General features: G+C 75.1%; 15 protein-coding genes and 1 pseudogene. 9 read left to right on the forward strand and 7 right to left on the reverse strand.

Going from position 1 to position 15495, the window contains the following annotated elements:
- From CTKZ_RS17660 to CTKZ_RS17680, 5 genes and pseudogenes are all read right to left on the reverse strand, one after another.
- Positions 1 to 474: pseudogene (locus CTKZ_RS17660) on the reverse strand (molybdopterin-dependent oxidoreductase); the annotation flags it as partial.
- A gap of 91 nt (positions 475 to 565) precedes the next feature.
- Complete coding sequence (locus CTKZ_RS17665) at positions 566 to 1012, reverse strand: HIT family protein (protein WP_124344166.1); 447 nt, start codon at positions 1010 to 1012, stop codon at positions 566 to 568.
- Positions 1013 to 1059: 47 nt separating this feature from the next.
- Positions 1060 to 2286: an ABC transporter permease gene (locus CTKZ_RS17670; protein WP_124344167.1), complete on the reverse strand. Its 1227-nt coding sequence runs from the start codon at positions 2284 to 2286 to the stop codon at positions 1060 to 1062.
- Entirely contained in the window at positions 2283 to 3215 is a 933-nt protein-coding gene (locus CTKZ_RS17675; RefSeq protein WP_124344168.1) for an ABC transporter ATP-binding protein, read from the reverse strand. The genes CTKZ_RS17670 and CTKZ_RS17675 overlap by 4 nt, the downstream gene beginning before the upstream one ends.
- A gap of 52 nt (positions 3216 to 3267) precedes the next feature.
- Positions 3268 to 3819, reverse strand: a complete 552-nt coding sequence (locus CTKZ_RS17680; protein WP_124344169.1) for a DUF1697 domain-containing protein — start codon at positions 3817 to 3819, stop codon at positions 3268 to 3270.
- 164 nt (positions 3820 to 3983) lie between these two features.
- Between CTKZ_RS17680 and nirB the strand changes: the two genes are divergently transcribed.
- The 7 genes from nirB to CTKZ_RS17715 all read left to right on the forward strand — a co-directional run bounded on the left by nirB (position 3984) and on the right by CTKZ_RS17715 (position 11730).
- Positions 3984 to 6578, forward strand: a complete 2595-nt coding sequence (gene nirB / locus CTKZ_RS17685; RefSeq protein WP_124344170.1) for a nitrite reductase large subunit NirB — start codon at positions 3984 to 3986, stop codon at positions 6576 to 6578.
- Positions 6575 to 6985, forward strand: coding sequence for a nitrite reductase small subunit NirD (gene nirD / locus CTKZ_RS17690; RefSeq protein WP_124344171.1), 411 nt, complete (start codon positions 6575 to 6577; stop codon positions 6983 to 6985). Before nirB ends, nirD begins: the two co-directional genes overlap by 4 nt.
- Positions 6986 to 6990: 5 nt before the next feature.
- Positions 6991 to 8262, forward strand: coding sequence for a uroporphyrinogen-III C-methyltransferase (gene cobA, locus CTKZ_RS17695; protein ID WP_124344180.1), 1272 nt, complete (start codon positions 6991 to 6993; stop codon positions 8260 to 8262).
- The gene (locus CTKZ_RS17700) at positions 8259 to 9377 is read left to right on the forward strand and encodes a uroporphyrinogen-III synthase (protein ID WP_124344172.1); all 1119 of its coding nucleotides are present in this window, start codon (positions 8259 to 8261) and stop codon (positions 9375 to 9377) included. The genes cobA and CTKZ_RS17700 overlap by 4 nt, the downstream gene beginning before the upstream one ends.
- Positions 9374 to 10132, forward strand: coding sequence for a sirohydrochlorin chelatase (locus CTKZ_RS17705; RefSeq protein ID WP_124344173.1), 759 nt, complete (start codon positions 9374 to 9376; stop codon positions 10130 to 10132). The genes CTKZ_RS17700 and CTKZ_RS17705 overlap by 4 nt, the downstream gene beginning before the upstream one ends.
- An 87-nt stretch (positions 10133 to 10219) precedes the next feature.
- Positions 10220 to 10981, forward strand: a complete 762-nt coding sequence (locus tag CTKZ_RS17710; protein ID WP_124344174.1) for an alpha/beta hydrolase family protein — start codon at positions 10220 to 10222, stop codon at positions 10979 to 10981.
- Complete coding sequence (locus CTKZ_RS17715; protein WP_124344175.1) at positions 10978 to 11730, forward strand: alpha/beta hydrolase; 753 nt, start codon at positions 10978 to 10980, stop codon at positions 11728 to 11730. The genes CTKZ_RS17710 and CTKZ_RS17715 overlap by 4 nt, the downstream gene beginning before the upstream one ends.
- 294 nt (positions 11731 to 12024) lie before the next feature.
- On the opposite strand, the gene CTKZ_RS17720 is transcribed toward CTKZ_RS17715, so the two are convergent.
- Positions 12025 to 12600 carry an NYN domain-containing protein gene (locus tag CTKZ_RS17720; RefSeq protein WP_124344176.1) on the reverse strand — a complete coding sequence of 192 codons (576 nt, stop codon included), beginning with the start codon at positions 12598 to 12600 and terminating at the stop codon, positions 12025 to 12027.
- A 95-nt stretch (positions 12601 to 12695) separates the two neighbouring features.
- Complete coding sequence (locus tag CTKZ_RS17725; RefSeq protein WP_225916668.1) at positions 12696 to 14186, reverse strand: glycoside hydrolase family 10 protein; 1491 nt, start codon at positions 14184 to 14186, stop codon at positions 12696 to 12698.
- Positions 14187 to 14324: 138 nt separating this feature from the next.
- Between CTKZ_RS17725 and CTKZ_RS17730 the strand changes: the two genes are divergently transcribed.
- Together CTKZ_RS17730 and CTKZ_RS17735 are read left to right on the forward strand one after the other, a co-directional pair.
- Positions 14325 to 14804 carry a MarR family winged helix-turn-helix transcriptional regulator gene (locus CTKZ_RS17730; protein WP_124344178.1) on the forward strand — a complete coding sequence of 160 codons (480 nt, stop codon included), beginning with the start codon at positions 14325 to 14327 and terminating at the stop codon, positions 14802 to 14804.
- Positions 14805 to 14904: 100 nt separating this feature from the next.
- The gene (locus CTKZ_RS17735; protein WP_124344179.1) at positions 14905 to 15402 is read left to right on the forward strand and encodes a flavodoxin domain-containing protein; all 498 of its coding nucleotides are present in this window, start codon (positions 14905 to 14907) and stop codon (positions 15400 to 15402) included.
- The last annotated feature ends 93 nt before the right edge of the window (positions 15403 to 15495 follow it).

Raw genomic sequence — 15495 nt, forward strand, 5'->3', positions numbered from 1 at the left:
GGCCGGGGTCGCCGCCGGCGGGCGCGCGGCGACGACGGACGGTCCGGCGGGGATCCGGCGCAGCAGGGCGCGCAGGACGAGCAGCCCGGCGGCCGCACCCGCCACGGCCGGCAGGGGAGCGAGCACCCCGGCGTCGGGTCGGCCCATCGCGGCCAGGCCCGCGACCGCGCCGAGCGCGACGACGACGGTCGCCCCCCACGCCCAGCGCCGGTGCGCGAGCACTCCGGCGAGCGCGGCGAGCGCCGCGAGCACGAGCACCTCGCCGATCCCGAGCACGACCTTGTCGGCCGTCCCGAACGTCGACGCAGCGAAGTCCTTGAGCCACCCGGGCGTCGCGTCGACGAACGCGGCACCGACCGCGACCAGCGGGTCGGTCGACGGCCCGGTGAGCACGGCGACGAGCGAGCCGACGCCGACCGTCACGACACCGGCCGCGACGCCGGCGAGGGCGGCGGCACCGTCGCTGCGTCGCACGGTCACCTCCGGGAGGTCGGCCCGCCCGGGGGCGGGGGTCGAGGGTCAGGACGGGGGACCGCCCGGTGCGTCCGGGCGGCGGACCTGGGGGTCAGAGCGCGGGCGACCCGAGCGCGGCGGGGACGTGCGCGCCGTGCCCGGCGTCGCGCAGCGCGGCGCGCACACGCTCGGCGGCGGCGTCGAGGTCCTCGGCGGGCACGTCGTGCCGGGCGTTGGCGAAGGTCAGCGACGACTCGTCCCACGCGGGGAGCACGTGCAGGTGCAGGTGCGGCACCTCGAACCCGGCGACCAGCAGGGCGACGCGCGGCGCCGCCCACGCGGCCTGCTGCGCCTGACCGACGACCTTCGCGACGCGCGTGAGGTGCGCGAGCAGGTCGTCGGACGCCTGCGTCAGCTCGACGACCTCGTCGCGCGGCACGACGAGCGTGTGCCCGTCGGTGATCGGCGCGATCGTGGTGAACGCGACGGCGACGTCGTCCGCCCACACGAACCGGCCGGGGATCTCGCCGTCGATGATCTTCGTGAAGAGCGTCGTCATGGGGCCACGCTAGGCGCTCGCGGGCGATCCCGGACGGCGACGCCGGCTCAGACGGCGGTCGGCGTCCCGCGCAGGGCGTCCGTGAGCTTCATCCGCCCGCCCGAGTGCAGGACGGCGTTCGCGTAGACGCGCCCGGCGAACCACACGAGGAACGGCACGAGCGCGAGCGACAGGCCGGCGGCGAGCAGGATCTCCCACGTCTCCACGGCGCCGAGCGCGACGCGCACGGGCATGATCATCGGCGCGCAGAACGGCACGAACGACAGCGCGGTCACGAGCGCGTTGTCGGGGTCCCACGGCGTCACGGAGATCGCGAGGACGTAGGGGATGCCCATGACGAACAGGACCGGCGAGATCACCGAGCCGACGTCCTCCTGCCGCGACACGAGCGCGGCGAGCGCGGCGAGCAGCAGCGCGTACATGAGGAACCCGATGACGAACCACACGAGCGCCCACGCGGCGGTGGCCCCGAGGTCGAGCGTCGTCGTGTCGAGCAGGCCGAACGCCCAGGCGGTCCCGCCGCCCGCGAGCACGACGAGCGCGACCTGCGCGAGCCCGATGATGCCGATGCCGAGCACCTTGCCCGCCATGAGGTGCCAGGGCCGGACGGTCGCGAGCAGCAGCTCGACGACGCGGCTGGTCTTCTCCTCGACGACGCCCTGCGCGACGAGCTGCCCGGCGGTCATGAGCCCGATGAACAGCAGGATCCCGGCGAGGTAGCCCGCGATGATCTGCGCGCCGTCGACCTGCGGCGGCGAGCCGAGCGTCGTGACCGACGGCGTGGCGCCCGCGACCTGGCTCGCGACCTCCGCGGGGTCGCCGCCCAGGTCGGTGACCGCGCCGGCCAGCGCGACCTGCTGCGCGAGCGACGCGAGCACGGGCTGCAGCGGCTCGGGCACGTCGTCCTGGACCACGACGGCCAGCTCGGGGTCGACCCCGGTGACGAGCACGTCGACGTCGCCCGACGTCACCAGGTCCTCGCCCTCGGCGGTGTCCGCGACGTCCCGCACCTCGACGGGGACGCCCGCGGCCTGCGCGGTCGCGACGAGCGGGTCGGCGACGTCGGACGCGTCGGCCACCACGCCGACGACCTGCGGGTCGGGCTCCCGGTTGCCGACGAGCCCCGCGACGACGCCCGCGAGCACGACCGCGGCGACCAGCGCGAGCGTGGTCCACAGGAACGGCTTGGAGCGCAGGCGCGTGCTGATCTCGCGCCCGGCGACGAGCCGGACGGCCGCACCCGCGGAGAGGTCGGTGTCGTGGGTCGTGGTCATGCGCGGGCTCCCGCCTGCTCGGGGGTCTCGGCGGTGACGACGTGCCGGTACAGCTCGGTGAGGGTCGGCCGGACGACGGCGAACTCGCGCACCGGCCCGGCGGCGAGCGCCGCGCGCAGCAGCTGCTGGTCGACGTCCGCGGGTGCGCCGGTGACGGCCTCGACGACGACGCGTCCCGCGTCCACGCCGTCGGAGAGCCGTGCCGTGGGCACCGCGGGCAGCCAGTCGGCGGCGGGCGGACCGTCGACGACCCACCGCCGGTCGCCGGTGCTGCGCAGCTCGTCGATCCCGCCGACGGCGACCATCGACCCGGCGCGGACGATCCCCACGCGGTCGGACAGGCGCTCGACGAGCTCGAGCTGGTGCGACGAGAAGATCACGGGCACCCCGCCCGCGGCCTGCTCGCGCAGCACGGTGCTCATGACGTCGACGGCGACGGGGTCGAGGCCGGAGAACGGCTCGTCGAGCACGAGGATCTCGGGGTGGTGCACGAGCGCGGCGGCGAGCTGCACGCGCTGCTGGTTGCCGAGCGACAGCTTGAGCACCTCGTCGTCGCGGCGCCCGGCGACACCCAGCACCTCGGTCCAGTGCTCCATCGACGCGCGCGCCGCGGCGGGGTCGAGGCCGTGCAGCCGCGCGAGGTAGACGAGCTGCTCGCCGACCTTCATGCGCGGGTACAGCCCGCGCTCCTCGGGCATGTACCCGATCCGCCGCCGGACGGCGTGGTCGACGGGCCGGCCGTCCCACGTCACGGTGCCGGAGTCGGCGGCGAGCACGCCGACCGCGATCCGCATCGTCGTGGACTTGCCGGCGCCGTTGGAGCCGACGAACCCGAAGATCTCGCCGGCGCGCACGTCGAACGTCATGCCCCGCAGGGCCTGGACGTCGCCGTACGCCTTGGTCAGCGCGTCGAACGCGAGGGTGGCCACCCACCGATCCAAGCAGAGCGTCCGCGGCGCTCCCTCCGTCTTCGGGTGGAGATCAGCCGTCCCGCTCGTGCGCGAGTCGCTGCAGCGCGAGGACGGTGTTCCAGTTGCGCGCGGTCCCGACGCGTCCCGCGGCGCGCGACAGGACGTCGATCGTGAGCTTCGACCGGCCCTGCCCGTGCGGGTAGTACGCGTACGTCTCGCGACCGTGCCAGACGACGACCTCGTCGCCGTACCGCGACGCGTCGAACTCGCGGACCGAGGCCACGTCGGGCACGTCGTCCCAGCACACGACGGCGAGGTGCGACGGGTCCTCGCGCGCCTGCGCGGGGAAGGGCAGCACGCCGACGAGGCGGTCCCACTCGGCCGTGGTGCGTGCGACGACGGGCACGTCGAACCCGACCTCCTGCGCGAGCGCGTGCGACAGCCCGGCCGCGACGTCGGACGGCGACTGCCCGCCGGCGGGGACCAGCACGACGTTCCCGCTGTTCACGTACGTGGCGACCTGCTCGTGGCCCAGGCCCTCGGCGACGGTCCTCAGCTGGGCGGCCTTCATGGTCCGCCCCCCGACGTTGACGGCCCGCAGCAGGGCGATGACGGCGCTCATGCCGCACAGCCTCGCACCGACGTCCGACGCCGGCCGGGCTCACACGGCTACCACGCCCCGAGTGAGAGAACCGTTCCGCCGAGGTAACGCGCGCGCACCCGTGGACGAAACACGCGGTTCCTACCGTCGGAGCACGCCCTCGTCCCTACCCGACGGAGCCCCCCATGAACTCACGTCACCTCGTCGTCGTCGGCGGCGGCATGGTCGCCCAGCGGCTCGTCGAGGCGCTGCGCGACCGCGACACCGCGGGCGCCTGGCGCATCACGGTCCTCGCGGAGGAGCCGCGGCGCCCGTACGACCGCGTCGCGCTCACGAGCTACTTCTCGGGCCGCAAGCCCGAGGAGCTCGAGCTCGGCGACCCCGCGCTGTGGGACGACCCGCTCGTCACGCTGGTCCGCGACGACGCCGTGACGGCCGTCGACCGGGCGACGCGCACGGTGACGGCCGCGTCGGGGCGCACGTACGTCTACGACCACCTCGTCCTCGCGACGGGTTCGTACGCGTGGGTGCCGCCGACCGAGGGCGCGGACCTGCCGGGCGTGTTCGTCTACCGGACGGTCGACGACGTCGCGGCGCTGCGCGGGTACGTCGAGAAGCTCCAGCAGGACCTGGTCCGCCCGGTGCGCGGCGCGGTGCTGGGCGGCGGCCTGCTCGGCCTCGAGGCGGCGGGTGCGCTCCACGCGCTCGGGGCCCAGGCGACGGTGCTGCAGGTCGGCTCGCACCTCATGGACACGCAGCTCGACCTGGGCGGCGGCGAGGCGCTGCGGCGGCTCATCAACACGATCGGCGTCGGCGTCCGGGTCAACGCGATGACCGTGAAGATCCGCCCGCACCGACGCGGCGGTGTGGGACGCCTCGACCTCGCGGACGGCGGTCGGGTCGACGCCGACGTCGTGGTCGTGGCCGCGGGCGTGCGGCCGCGCGACGAGCTCGCCCGCGCGGCGGGCCTCGAGGTGGGCCCGCGCGGCGGCGTGGTCGTCGACGACACGTGCGTGTCGTCCGACCGCGACGTCTCCGCGGTCGGCGAGGTCGCGTGCATCCAGGGCGCGTGCATCGGCCTGGTCGCCCCGGGCTACGCGATGGCCGAGGTCACCGCGGACCGCCTGCTGGGCGGCGCGGCCGAGTTCCCGGGCGCGGACACCGCGACCAAGCTCAAGCTGGCGGGCGTCGACGTCGCGAGCTTCGGCGACGCGTTCGGCCGCACCGAGGGTGCGCTCGAGCTCGTCTGGGCCGACCCGGTCGCGGGCGTCTACAAGAAGCTCGTCATGTCCGACGACGCGCGCACGCTGCTCGGCGGCGTCCTCGTCGGCGACGCGTCCGCGTACGCGAGCCTGCGCCCGATGCTCGGCCGCGAGCTCCCCGGCGACCCGGCCGCGTTCCTGCTGCCCGAGGGCGGTGGCGGCGGGCTCCCCGACCTGGAGCTGCCCGACGACGCGGGCGTCTGCTCGTGCAACAACGTGTCCGCCGGGACGATCCGCGGCGCGGTCACCGAGCACGGCTGCACCGACGTCGGCGCGGTCAAGGCGTGCACCAAGGCCGGCACGTCGTGCGGCTCGTGCCTCCCGCTCGTCAAGAAGCTCGTCACGACCGAGCTGTCCAAGCAGGGCATCACGGTGAGCAACGCGCTGTGCGAGCACTTCGCGCTGTCCCGCGCGCAGCTCTACGACGCGGTGCGCATCTCCGGGGTGCGGTCGTTCACCGAGGTCGTCGAGCGGTTCGGGACGCGTGCCGAGGGCCGCGGCTGCGACATCTGCAAGCCGGCCGTCGCGTCGATCCTCGCGACGACGGCGCCCGCGCACGTCCTCGAGGGCGAGCGCGCCGCGCTGCAGGACACCAACGACCACGTCATGGCGAACCTGCAGAAGGACGGCTCGTACTCGGTCGTCCCGCGCATCCCCGGCGGCGAGGTCACGCCCGAGGGGCTCATCGCGATCGGCGAGGTCGCGAAGGACTTCGGGCTCTACACGAAGATCACCGGCGGGCAGCGCATCGACCTGTTCGGCGCCCGCATCGACCAGCTGCCCGTCATCTGGCAGCGCCTCGTCGACGCCGGGTTCGAGTCGGGTCACGCGTACGGCAAGTCGCTGCGCACCGTGAAGTCGTGCGTCGGGTCCACGTGGTGCCGGTTCGGCGTGCAGGACTCCGTGGCGCTCGCGGTCCTGCTCGAGCTGCGCTACCGCGGCCTGCGCTCGCCGCACAAGCTCAAGATGGGCGTCTCCGGGTGCGCCCGGGAGTGCGCGGAGGCCCGCGGCAAGGACGTCGGCGTCATCGCGACCGACAAGGGCTGGAACGTCTACGTCGGCGGCAACGGCGGCTTCACCCCGAAGCACGCGGTGCTGCTCGCCGAGGACCTGTCGACCGAGGACCTCATCCGCACGATCGACCGCTTCCTCCTGTACTACATCCGCACCGCCGACCGCCTCCAGCGCACCGCGCCGTGGCTCGAGGACCTCGAGGGCGGCGTCGACGCGCTCCGCGGCGTCGTCATCGACGACACCCTCGGCATCGCGGCGGACCTCGACGCGCAGATGGCGCAGCACGTCGACACCTACGAGGACGAGTGGCGCGCGACCCTCGAGGACCCCGAGAAGCTGCGCCGGTTCGCGTCGTTCGTCAACGCGCCCGCCACGCCCGACCCGTCGCTCGCGTACGTGCCCGAGCGCGGTCAGGCCCGCCCCGCCACCGCGGACGAGCGCGACGCCGCGCTCCGCGGAGAACCCGTCCTCGTCGCCGGCACGACCCTGGAGGTGCGCGCATGACCGTCTCGGAGACCCCCACGCTGCCCGAGCTCGACCAGACGGGCTGGCAGCCCGTCTGCGCGCTCCGGCACCTCGCGCCCGAGCGCGGCGCAGCGGCGCTGCTCGGCGGGCACCAGGTCGCGCTGTTCCGGCTCGTCGACGACCGCGTGCTCGCGGTCGACCAGCACGACCCGTTCTCGGACGCGTTCGTGATCTCGCGCGGCATCGTCGGGTCGCGCTGGGTCGACGACGTCGAGGTGCCGACGGTCGCGTCGCCCATGTACAAGCAGGTCTTCGACCTGACGACGGGCCGCTGCCTCGACACGGTCGGGAAGGTGCCCGTGCGCGACCTGCCCGCCGACCTGCGCAGCTTCCCGGTCCGCGTCGTCGAGGGCGTGGTCGAGGTCGACGTCCCGGTGGCCCCGTGACGACGATGCTGGGCGTCGACCTGGCCGGTCGGCGCGTCGTCGTGGTCGGCGGGGGACCGGTCGCCGCCCGCCGCGTCCAGGGGCTGCTCGCCGACGCCGCGTCGGTCGTCGTCGTCGCGCCCGCGCTGTGCGAGGTGCTCGCCGACATGCACCGCTGGGGGCTCGTCGAGTGGCGCTCGCGCGAGGTCGAGGCGCGCGACCTCGACGGCGCGTGGCTCGTGCACACCGCGACGGGTGACCGTGCGACCGACGACGCCGTCGTCGGGTGGGCGGCGGAGCGTGCGACGTTCTGCGTCGACGCGGGCACCGGCACGCGCGGCACCGCTCGGACGCCCGCGACCACCCGGCACGACGAGGTCCTGGTCGGCGTCGTGTCGACCGGCGTCCCCGACCCGCGCCGCACCGCCGCGGTCCGCGACGCCGTCGACGCGCACCTGCGCGAAGGGCGCGTGGACCTGCGCCGGCGACGCCCGGGCGCCGGACGGGTCGTGCTCGTCGGCGGCGGACCCGGGCGCGTCGACCTGCTGACGCTCGGCGCCCGCCGCGCGCTCGCGCAGGCCGACGTCGTCGTGACCGACCGGCTCGGACCCGTCGGCGTGCTCGACGAGCTCGCGCCCGACGTCGAGGTGATCGACGTCGGCAAGTCGCCCGGCCACCACCCCGTGCCGCAGCACGAGATCAACCGCATCCTCGTCGAGCAGGCGCAGCGCGGACGGTTCGTCGTGCGGCTCAAGGGCGGCGACCCGTTCCTGTACGGGCGCGGCGGCGAGGAGGTCCTGGCCTGCCGCGAGGCCGGCGTGGACGTCGACGTCGTGCCGGGCGTCTCGAGCGCGCTCGCGGCGCCTGCGGCGGCCGGGATCCCGCTCACGCACCGGGGGACCGTCGGCGCCGTGCACGTGATGAACGGCCACGACGGCTGGTCGTCCGCCGCGCTCACCGGGCTGCGCGACGCGTCGTGCACGGTCGTGGTGCTCATGGGCGTCACCGTCCTGGCCGACCTCGCGGCGCAGGCGGTCGCGGCGGGCGTCGACCCGCTCACGCCGGTCGCGGTCGTCGAGGACGGCACGCTGCCGACCCAGCGCGTCACGCGTGCCCCGCTCGCCGACGTCGCCGCGCGTGCCGCCGAGGTCGGCGTCCGGGCGCCCGCCGTGCTCGTCGTCGGTGCCGTCGCCGCCGAAGGGCTGCTCGACGCCGCCGCGCCCGACGCGTGCGACGACGCGCCGACGGCGGACCGGCCGACGGACGCGGTCCGCGCACGCGACACAATGACCTCGTGAGCGAGCCGATCGACCAGACCCTCGCCGGCTGCGTCGTCCTGATCACCGCGGACCGGCGGTCCGCGGAGCTCGCCGCTGCCCTGGGCCGGCGCGGCGCGGCGGTCCGGCACGCCCCGGCGCTCGGGATGGTCCCGCACATCGACGACGCGGCGCTGCTGGCCGGCACCCGGTCGTTGCTCGCCGACCCGCCGGACACGGTCGTCGTGACGACCGGCATCGGCTTCCGCGGCTGGATCGAGGCTGCCGACGCGGCCGGTCTCGCGGAGCCCCTCGTCGAGATGCTGCGCGGCACCCGCATCGTCGCGCGCGGCCCCAAGGCACGCGGCGCGATCCAGGCCGCGGGCCTCACGGCCGACTGGGTCGCCGAGTCGGAGACCAGCGCCGAGATCGCCGAGGTCCTGCTCGACGAGGGCGTCGCGGGCCACGACATCGCCGTGCAGCACCACGGCGCGGGCGCCGACGGGCTCGACGAGGCGTTCGCCGCCGCGGGTGCGCGCGTGCGCAGCCTCGTCGTCTACCGCTGGGGTCCGCCGCCGGACCCGGCCGTCGTGACCGCGTCCGTGCGTGCGGTCGCCACGGGCGAGGTCGACGCGGTCGTCTTCACGTCCGCGCCCGGTGCCGAGGCGTGGTGGCAGGCCGCCGAGGCCGAGGGCGTCGCGGACGAGATCGTGCACCACTGCCGCGCGGGCACCGTCGTGATGGCCGCGGTCGGTCCGGTGACGGCCCGCCCGCTCCTCGAGCGCGGCGTCGAGCCGCTGGTCCCGGACCGCGGCCGGCTCGGTTCGCTCGTGCGGGCGGTCGTCTCGTACTACGGCGGCATGCAGGACCTCGCGACCGTCGCCGGCCCGCTGCGGGTCTACCGTGGGGCGGCGGTGCTCGACGGGCACGTCCTCCCGCTCACCCCGAGCGGCCTGGAGGTGCTCCGGCTGCTCGCAGGTGCGCGCGGGTCCGTCGTCCCGCGGGACCAGGTGCTCGCGGTCCTGCCGGGCGACTCGACCGACCCGCACGCCGCGGAGGTCGCGATCGCACGGCTGCGCGAGGCGTCGGGCAGCCGCGCCCTGATCCGCACGGTGGTCAAGCGGGGCTACCGGCTGGAGCTCGAGGAGGCACGATGACCAGCGCGCTGCACGCCGAGGGGACGCCCGCGGCGGTGACCGGCCCGGTGCTCGTCGGGTGCTCGCACGGCACCGACGACCTCGGGGGCCGGGAGGCGATCCGGTCGATCCTCGCCGACGTCGCCGCGACCCGGCCCGGGCTGCGCGTGCGCGAGGCGTTCGTCGACGTGCAGGTGCCCGAGGTCGCGGCCGTCGTGGCCGACGCGCTCGCCGAGCAGCGCGGCGGTGTCGTCGTGGTGCCGCTGCTCCTGTCGGTCGGCTTCCACGTGAAGGTCGACGTCGCCGCCGCGGTCGACCGGCCGGGTGCCGTCGCGTCCGGGCCGCTCGGCCCCGACCCCCGCCTCGTCGACGTCCTCGTCGAACGGCTGCACGACGCCGGGCTCGCCCCCGACGACGCGGTCGTGCTCGCCGCCGCCGGCTCGACGGACCCGTCGGCCGCGCTCGCCGTCGAGGCCGTCGCCGCAGGTCTGGCCGACCGCCTCACGCAGCCGGTCACGATCGGGTACGGCGCCGGTGCCGAGCCGCGCGTGCCCGTCGCCGTCGCCGCCGCACGCGCCGACCTCGTCCCGGGCGGTCGCGTCGTCGTCGCGTCCTACCTGCTGGCTCCCGGTTACTTCTACGACCGCGTGCGCGAGGCGGGCGCGGACGTCGTCAGCCCGCCGCTCGCGCCGGACCCGCGGCTCGCGGCGATCGTGCTCGACCGGTACGACGCGGTCGCCGCGGACGCCGTGCCGGACGGGGTCGCGACGGCCTGACGCGCCGACGCCGCGCCCCGGACGGGTGCGAACCAGCAGGTGGACACGGGGTTGTGCGGCGTCCGGGTGAGCCCTAGGAATGCCCGCATGCACAGTGTCGTGAAGGTCAGGGCGGGCCTGCTCGCCGTCGGTGTGGGAGCGCTCCTGCTCGCCGGGTGCACGGGCGGTGGCGACACGCCCGAGCCCGACGCCGCACCCGAGGAGACCGTCTCGGTCGGCCCGTCGCCCGCGATCCGGCCCGTCGACGTCCCCGACTGCGCACCCGAGGGCTCGGCCGCCGCCGCGACCGGCCCCGAGGACGACCCGACGGTCGTCGTGTGGACCGGTGCCGGCAGCAAGGGCGTCGTGCTCGCACCCCAGAACCAGGCCGACTACTGCCAGTGGACGAACGAGATGACCCGCCTCGCGGGCCAGGGCTACCTCGTGGCGTCGTTCTCGTGGGCCGACGACTCCGCGGCCTCGCTGCTCGGCGCCGTCGACGCGCTCCGGTCCGTCGGCGCGCAGGACGTCGCGCTCGTCGGGGCCTCGAAGGGCGGGGCGTTCTCGGCCGCGCTCGCGGACGAGGCCGACGCGGTCGCGGTCGTCGCGCTCGGGCCGCCCGCGACGTTCGACGGCATCGACGCGTCGTCCGAGGCCAGCACGTACGACGGTCCGCTGCTCGTGATCGCCTCGACCGACGACAGCCAGGTGAGCGTCGACGGGTCGCGCGAGGTCGCGCGCGCCGACGACCCGAGCACCTTCATGGAGCTCAGCGGGGGAGCGCACGGCGTCGCGCTGCTCGAGGGCGAGCACGCGTCGCACGTCCAGGTGGCGATCGACGGCGTGCTCGCGCAGGGCTTCACGGGGTGAGCGTCCGCGGCGGCGTGCGCGGCGCGGGCGTCGTGGTGCTCGGCCTGCTGCTGCTCGGGGCGTGCACAGGCGGTGGTGAGCCGACGGGCGACGGCCGCTCCGACGCGGCCGCCGGTGCGCCGTCGCCGTCGTCCCGCGCCGCGGAGGCGCCGCCGTGCCTGCCCGACGGCACCACCGCCGCCGCCATCGGGCCGCAGGACGACCCGACGCTCGTCGCCTGGCGGGGCTCCGGGACGCGGGCCGTCGTGCTCGCGCCGCAGAACCAGGGCGGCCCGTGCCAGTGGGCCGACCAGCTGACGCGCCTGTCCGACGCCGGCTACCTCGTCGCGTCGTTCTCGTGGGGTTCCGACTCCGCGGCGTCGCTGCTCGGCGCGGTCGACGTCGTCCGGTCGGTCGGCGCGCAGCAGGTGGCGCTCGTCGGGGCCTCCAAGGGCGGCACGTACGTCGCCGCGCTCGCGGACGAGGCCGACGCCGTGGCCGTGGTGGCCCTGGGACCGCCCGCCGAGATGGACGGCGTCGACGCGCGTGCGGAGACGAGCACGTACGACGGGCCGCTCCTGGTCGTGGCGTCGACGAACGACGGCGACGTCGCGGTCGGCTCGTCGCGCTGGGTGTCGCGGCTCGACGACCCGACGACGTTCCTCGAGCTGCCGGGCGGCGCGCACGGCGTCGAGCTGTTCGCCACCGCGCACCGCGACCAGGTCCAGGCCGCGATCGACCGCGTGCTCGCGGAGGGTCTCGGCGGCTGAGCGACGACGCGCAGCGGCTCGGCCGCTGACCGACGACGCGCAGGGGTTCGGCGGCCGAGCGACGACGCGGAGAGGTTCAGCCGCTGGACGACAAGGCCCTCCCGGGAGGCCGCCGCACCCGACGTCGCCGTTGACGTCGAGCACGGCGGCCCCGGCCGGGAGGGCGCGCGGAGGACTGTCTACCAGCAAGGACGGTGTCCGCACGACCGCCAGAAGCGGACGAACCGGACATGCGACCGAACCGTTATGGGTCTGTGACCCCGATCACGCAGGCGGCGCCCGCGAGCGGCCGCGTCAGAGGTAGCGGAGCGGGTCGAACTCGTCGAGCGGGATGATCCGCAGACGCGGCAGCTGGACGTTGAACGCGGCGACGTCGGACTCGAGGTCGAACACCTGGAGGCCGCGGGCGGTGAGGCCCGCGAGCGCGGTCGACGTGAACTCGCGGAACGCGAGGAGCCCGACCCGGCGGCCCTCGTCGTCGACGAGCGTCTCGACCTCGGGCGCGAAGTCGCCGTCGTGGCTCGCGAGCAGCACGTCGCCGCCGCGCGACGCGATCGCCTGCAGCGTGCGCTTGATGCCGATGTCGACGACCTTCTCGTACGACTCCCCGGACAGGGGGATGGGCTGGAACCCGATCGCGAGGAGCGCCTGGACGAACGACATCGGCAGGTTGCCGTTCGAGGCGTTGAGGAAGAACAGCCCCTTCACGGGCTGCCCCCACGTCTGCTCCGCGAACCCGAGCACCCGCTCCCAGCGCGGCCGCTGGTCGGGCGTCGGCCGCCCGCCGAGGATCGACGACCCGAGGGTCGCGTCGATGTTCTCGCCGTCGACCAGCAGGTAGGTGGTGCGGGCTGCCGCGTCGGTGCTCATCGCGTCAGCGTAGCGACGGGCGGAGCCGTGGCACGGACGCGCACCGGTGCCCGCGCGAGCGGCGGGCACCGGTGCGGTCGTGGCGTGCTGCGGCGTCAGGCCACCGAGCAGGGCGTGCCGTTGAGCGCGAACGCGTTCGGCGCGGTGTTGGTGCCGTTGTGGGCGCCGTTGAAGCCGATCTGCGTGCTGCCGCCGGGTGCGAGCGACCCGTTCCACGCGGCGTTGCGCAGCGTGACCTGGGAGCCGGACTGCGACGAGACCGACGACCAGGCCTGCGTGATGGTCTGGCCGGACGGGAACGCGAACGTCAGGGTCCAGCCGTTGAGCGCGGACGACGACGTGTTCGTGATCGTGACGTTGGCGGTGAACCCGGTGTTCCACTGGTTCACGCCGTAGGCGACCCGGCACGCGCCGACGGGCGTCGTGGGGGTGGTCGTCGGGGTCGGCGTCGGCGTCGTCGGTGTGGGGGTCGGCGTCGTCGGAGTCGGGGTGGGTGTCGTCGGGGTGGGCGTCGGGGTCGCGCCGAACGCCTCGAGGATCGCCGCGTGCGCGGGCTTCTTGGCGTAGCCGTCGTTCCACACCAGCGCGGCGCCCTGGCCCGAGAACACGTCCGGGACCCACGAGTACTTGTCGGTGATGCCCCAGATGGTCACGCCCTCGCAGCGCGTGACCTGGAGGCAGGCCTGGACGACCTTCTTGTAGTCGGCGGCCTGCGTCGCGAGCTTCGAGGAGTCGGACGGCATCGGCATGCGGATGTCGAGCTCGGTGATGCGCACGTCGACGCCCAGGTCGGCGAACCGCTGCAGGTTCTGCCGGAAGTCGCCGGGGACCTGGCCGACGATGAGGTGCGACTGGAAGCCGACGCAGTCGATCGGCACGCCGCGTGCCTTGAAGTCCTTGACGAGGTCGTACAGCGAGTTGCTCTTCGCGTTGACGCCCTCGACGTTGTAGTCGTTGATGCAGAGCTTCGCGGTCGGGTCGGCCGCGCGCGCGGCCCGGAACGCCGTCTCGATGTAGCCGTTGCCGAGCTTCTGCTGGAACGTCGAGTCCTGCCGCCGGCCGCCGCCGTCGGCGAACGCCTCGTTGACGACGTCCCACGACGCGACCTTGCCCTCGAAGTGGTCCGCGACCTTCGTCACGTGGTTGACCATCGCGCTCTCGAGGGCGCTGCCGTTGAGGTTCTTCGCCCAGTCGGGCAGCTGCGAGTGCCACACGAGCGTGTGCCCGTACAGCTCCTTGCCGGTCGCGGCGGCGTAGCTCGCGACCTGGTCGCCCGCGCCGAAGCTGAAGCTGTTCTGCGACGGCTCCGTCGCGTCCCACTTCATCGCGTTCTCGGCGACGACGAGGTTGAACTCGGTGTCGGCGATCGACTTGTACGCGGACTCGGACAGGCGGTTCGGGTCGAGCGCGAAGCCGATGTCCTTGCCGGCGGCGTCGGCGGCCTCCTTCAGGGTCGTGGCGGCGTGCGCGGGGACGGCGACGGCCGTCCCGAGGACGAGCGTGGCGGCGGCTGCCGCGAGCGTCGTGCGCAACGCCGTGCGGGAACGGCGGGTCGTAGGGCAGGGTGCGGGTGGTGTGGTGGGCATGGAGTCCTCCTCATGGTGCGGATGCCGCGTGCACACTGCTCGTGGCATGCGTTCGCCGGGGAGGTGCTGAATCATTTCGGCACGTCGTGGCCTGCAGTTTCGATAGCGTCGGCGTTGCGATCGCCGGAGGGGGAGTCGATGGTCGAGGGACCGGTCGGGCGCGCCGCGAGCACGCGTGAGGCGGCTGAGGCGTGGGAGGCGCTGTTCCGCGCGCAGGTGGCGCTCATGCGTCGCTTCCAGCGCGACGACGTGTGGGACCCGCTGACGATCCGCGAGTACGACGTGCTGTTCACGCTCTCCCGGTGCCACGACCTCACGGCGCGCCTCAAGGAGCTCGGCGAGAGCAGCCTGCTGACCCAACCGAGCCTCTCCCGGATGGTCGAGCGGCTCGAGGCCGCGGGGCTCGTGCTGCGCGGGCCGGTGCGGGGCGACGCGCGCGGGGTCGCGGTGACCCTGACGCCCGAGGGCGAGCGCGTGCAGCGCGAGATCGGGCGCCGGCACGTGCGCTCGATCCGGCGCCTCGTCGGCGGCGCGCTCGACGCCGACGAGCTCGCCGAGCTGCGCCGCCTGACCGACAAGCTGCGCGCCGCACAACCGGGCATCCCGGACCCGTCGTGACCCTCGTCTCTCAGGACCTCGGGCCCATCCGTCCAGGCCAGCGCCGGGCGACGATGGACGAGCGGTCCGAGAGCCGGACGGCGGCAGGGAGGGAGCGGGCATGCGGATCCTGGTCACCATCGCCTCGCGGCACGGGGGCACGTGGGGAATCGGCGAGGTCGTCGCGCAGACGCTGCGCGAGCGAGGTCACGACGTGACCATGACGCCGCCCGACGACGTGACCGACCTCGAGGGTGTCGACGCCGTCGTCCTGGGCTCCGCCGTGTACGTCGCCCACTGGATGCCCGCGGCCCGCGACCTGGCCGACCGGCTCGCCGACGAGCTCGCGACGCGACCCGTCTGGCTGCTGTCGTCGGGCCTCGCGACGCAGCCCGCGGCGAGCGCGAACTCCCCGCACGAGATCCGGGCGCTCGCGGAGCGCGTCGGCGCGCGCGGGCACCGCAGCTTCCACGGTCGACTCGACCGGTCGGTCCTGTCGTTCGCCGAGCGCGCGACCATCTCCGCCGCGCGGGCCCGCGAGGGCGACCACCGTGACATGGCCGCGGTCGCGCGGTGGGCGGGCGAGATCGCGGACGCGCTCGCGCCGGCGCACGTCTGACCGGGCGGCCGCAGGCGCGCCCGCCTGACCGGCGGCCCGTCGGGGGCTCACGTCGGACCGGAGGTGCGCGCGGAGGTCAGCGCGGGTCGGGGT

This window comes from Cellulomonas algicola (genome assembly GCF_003851725.1).
Lineage (GTDB): Bacteria > Actinomycetota > Actinomycetes > Actinomycetales > Cellulomonadaceae > Cellulomonas > Cellulomonas algicola.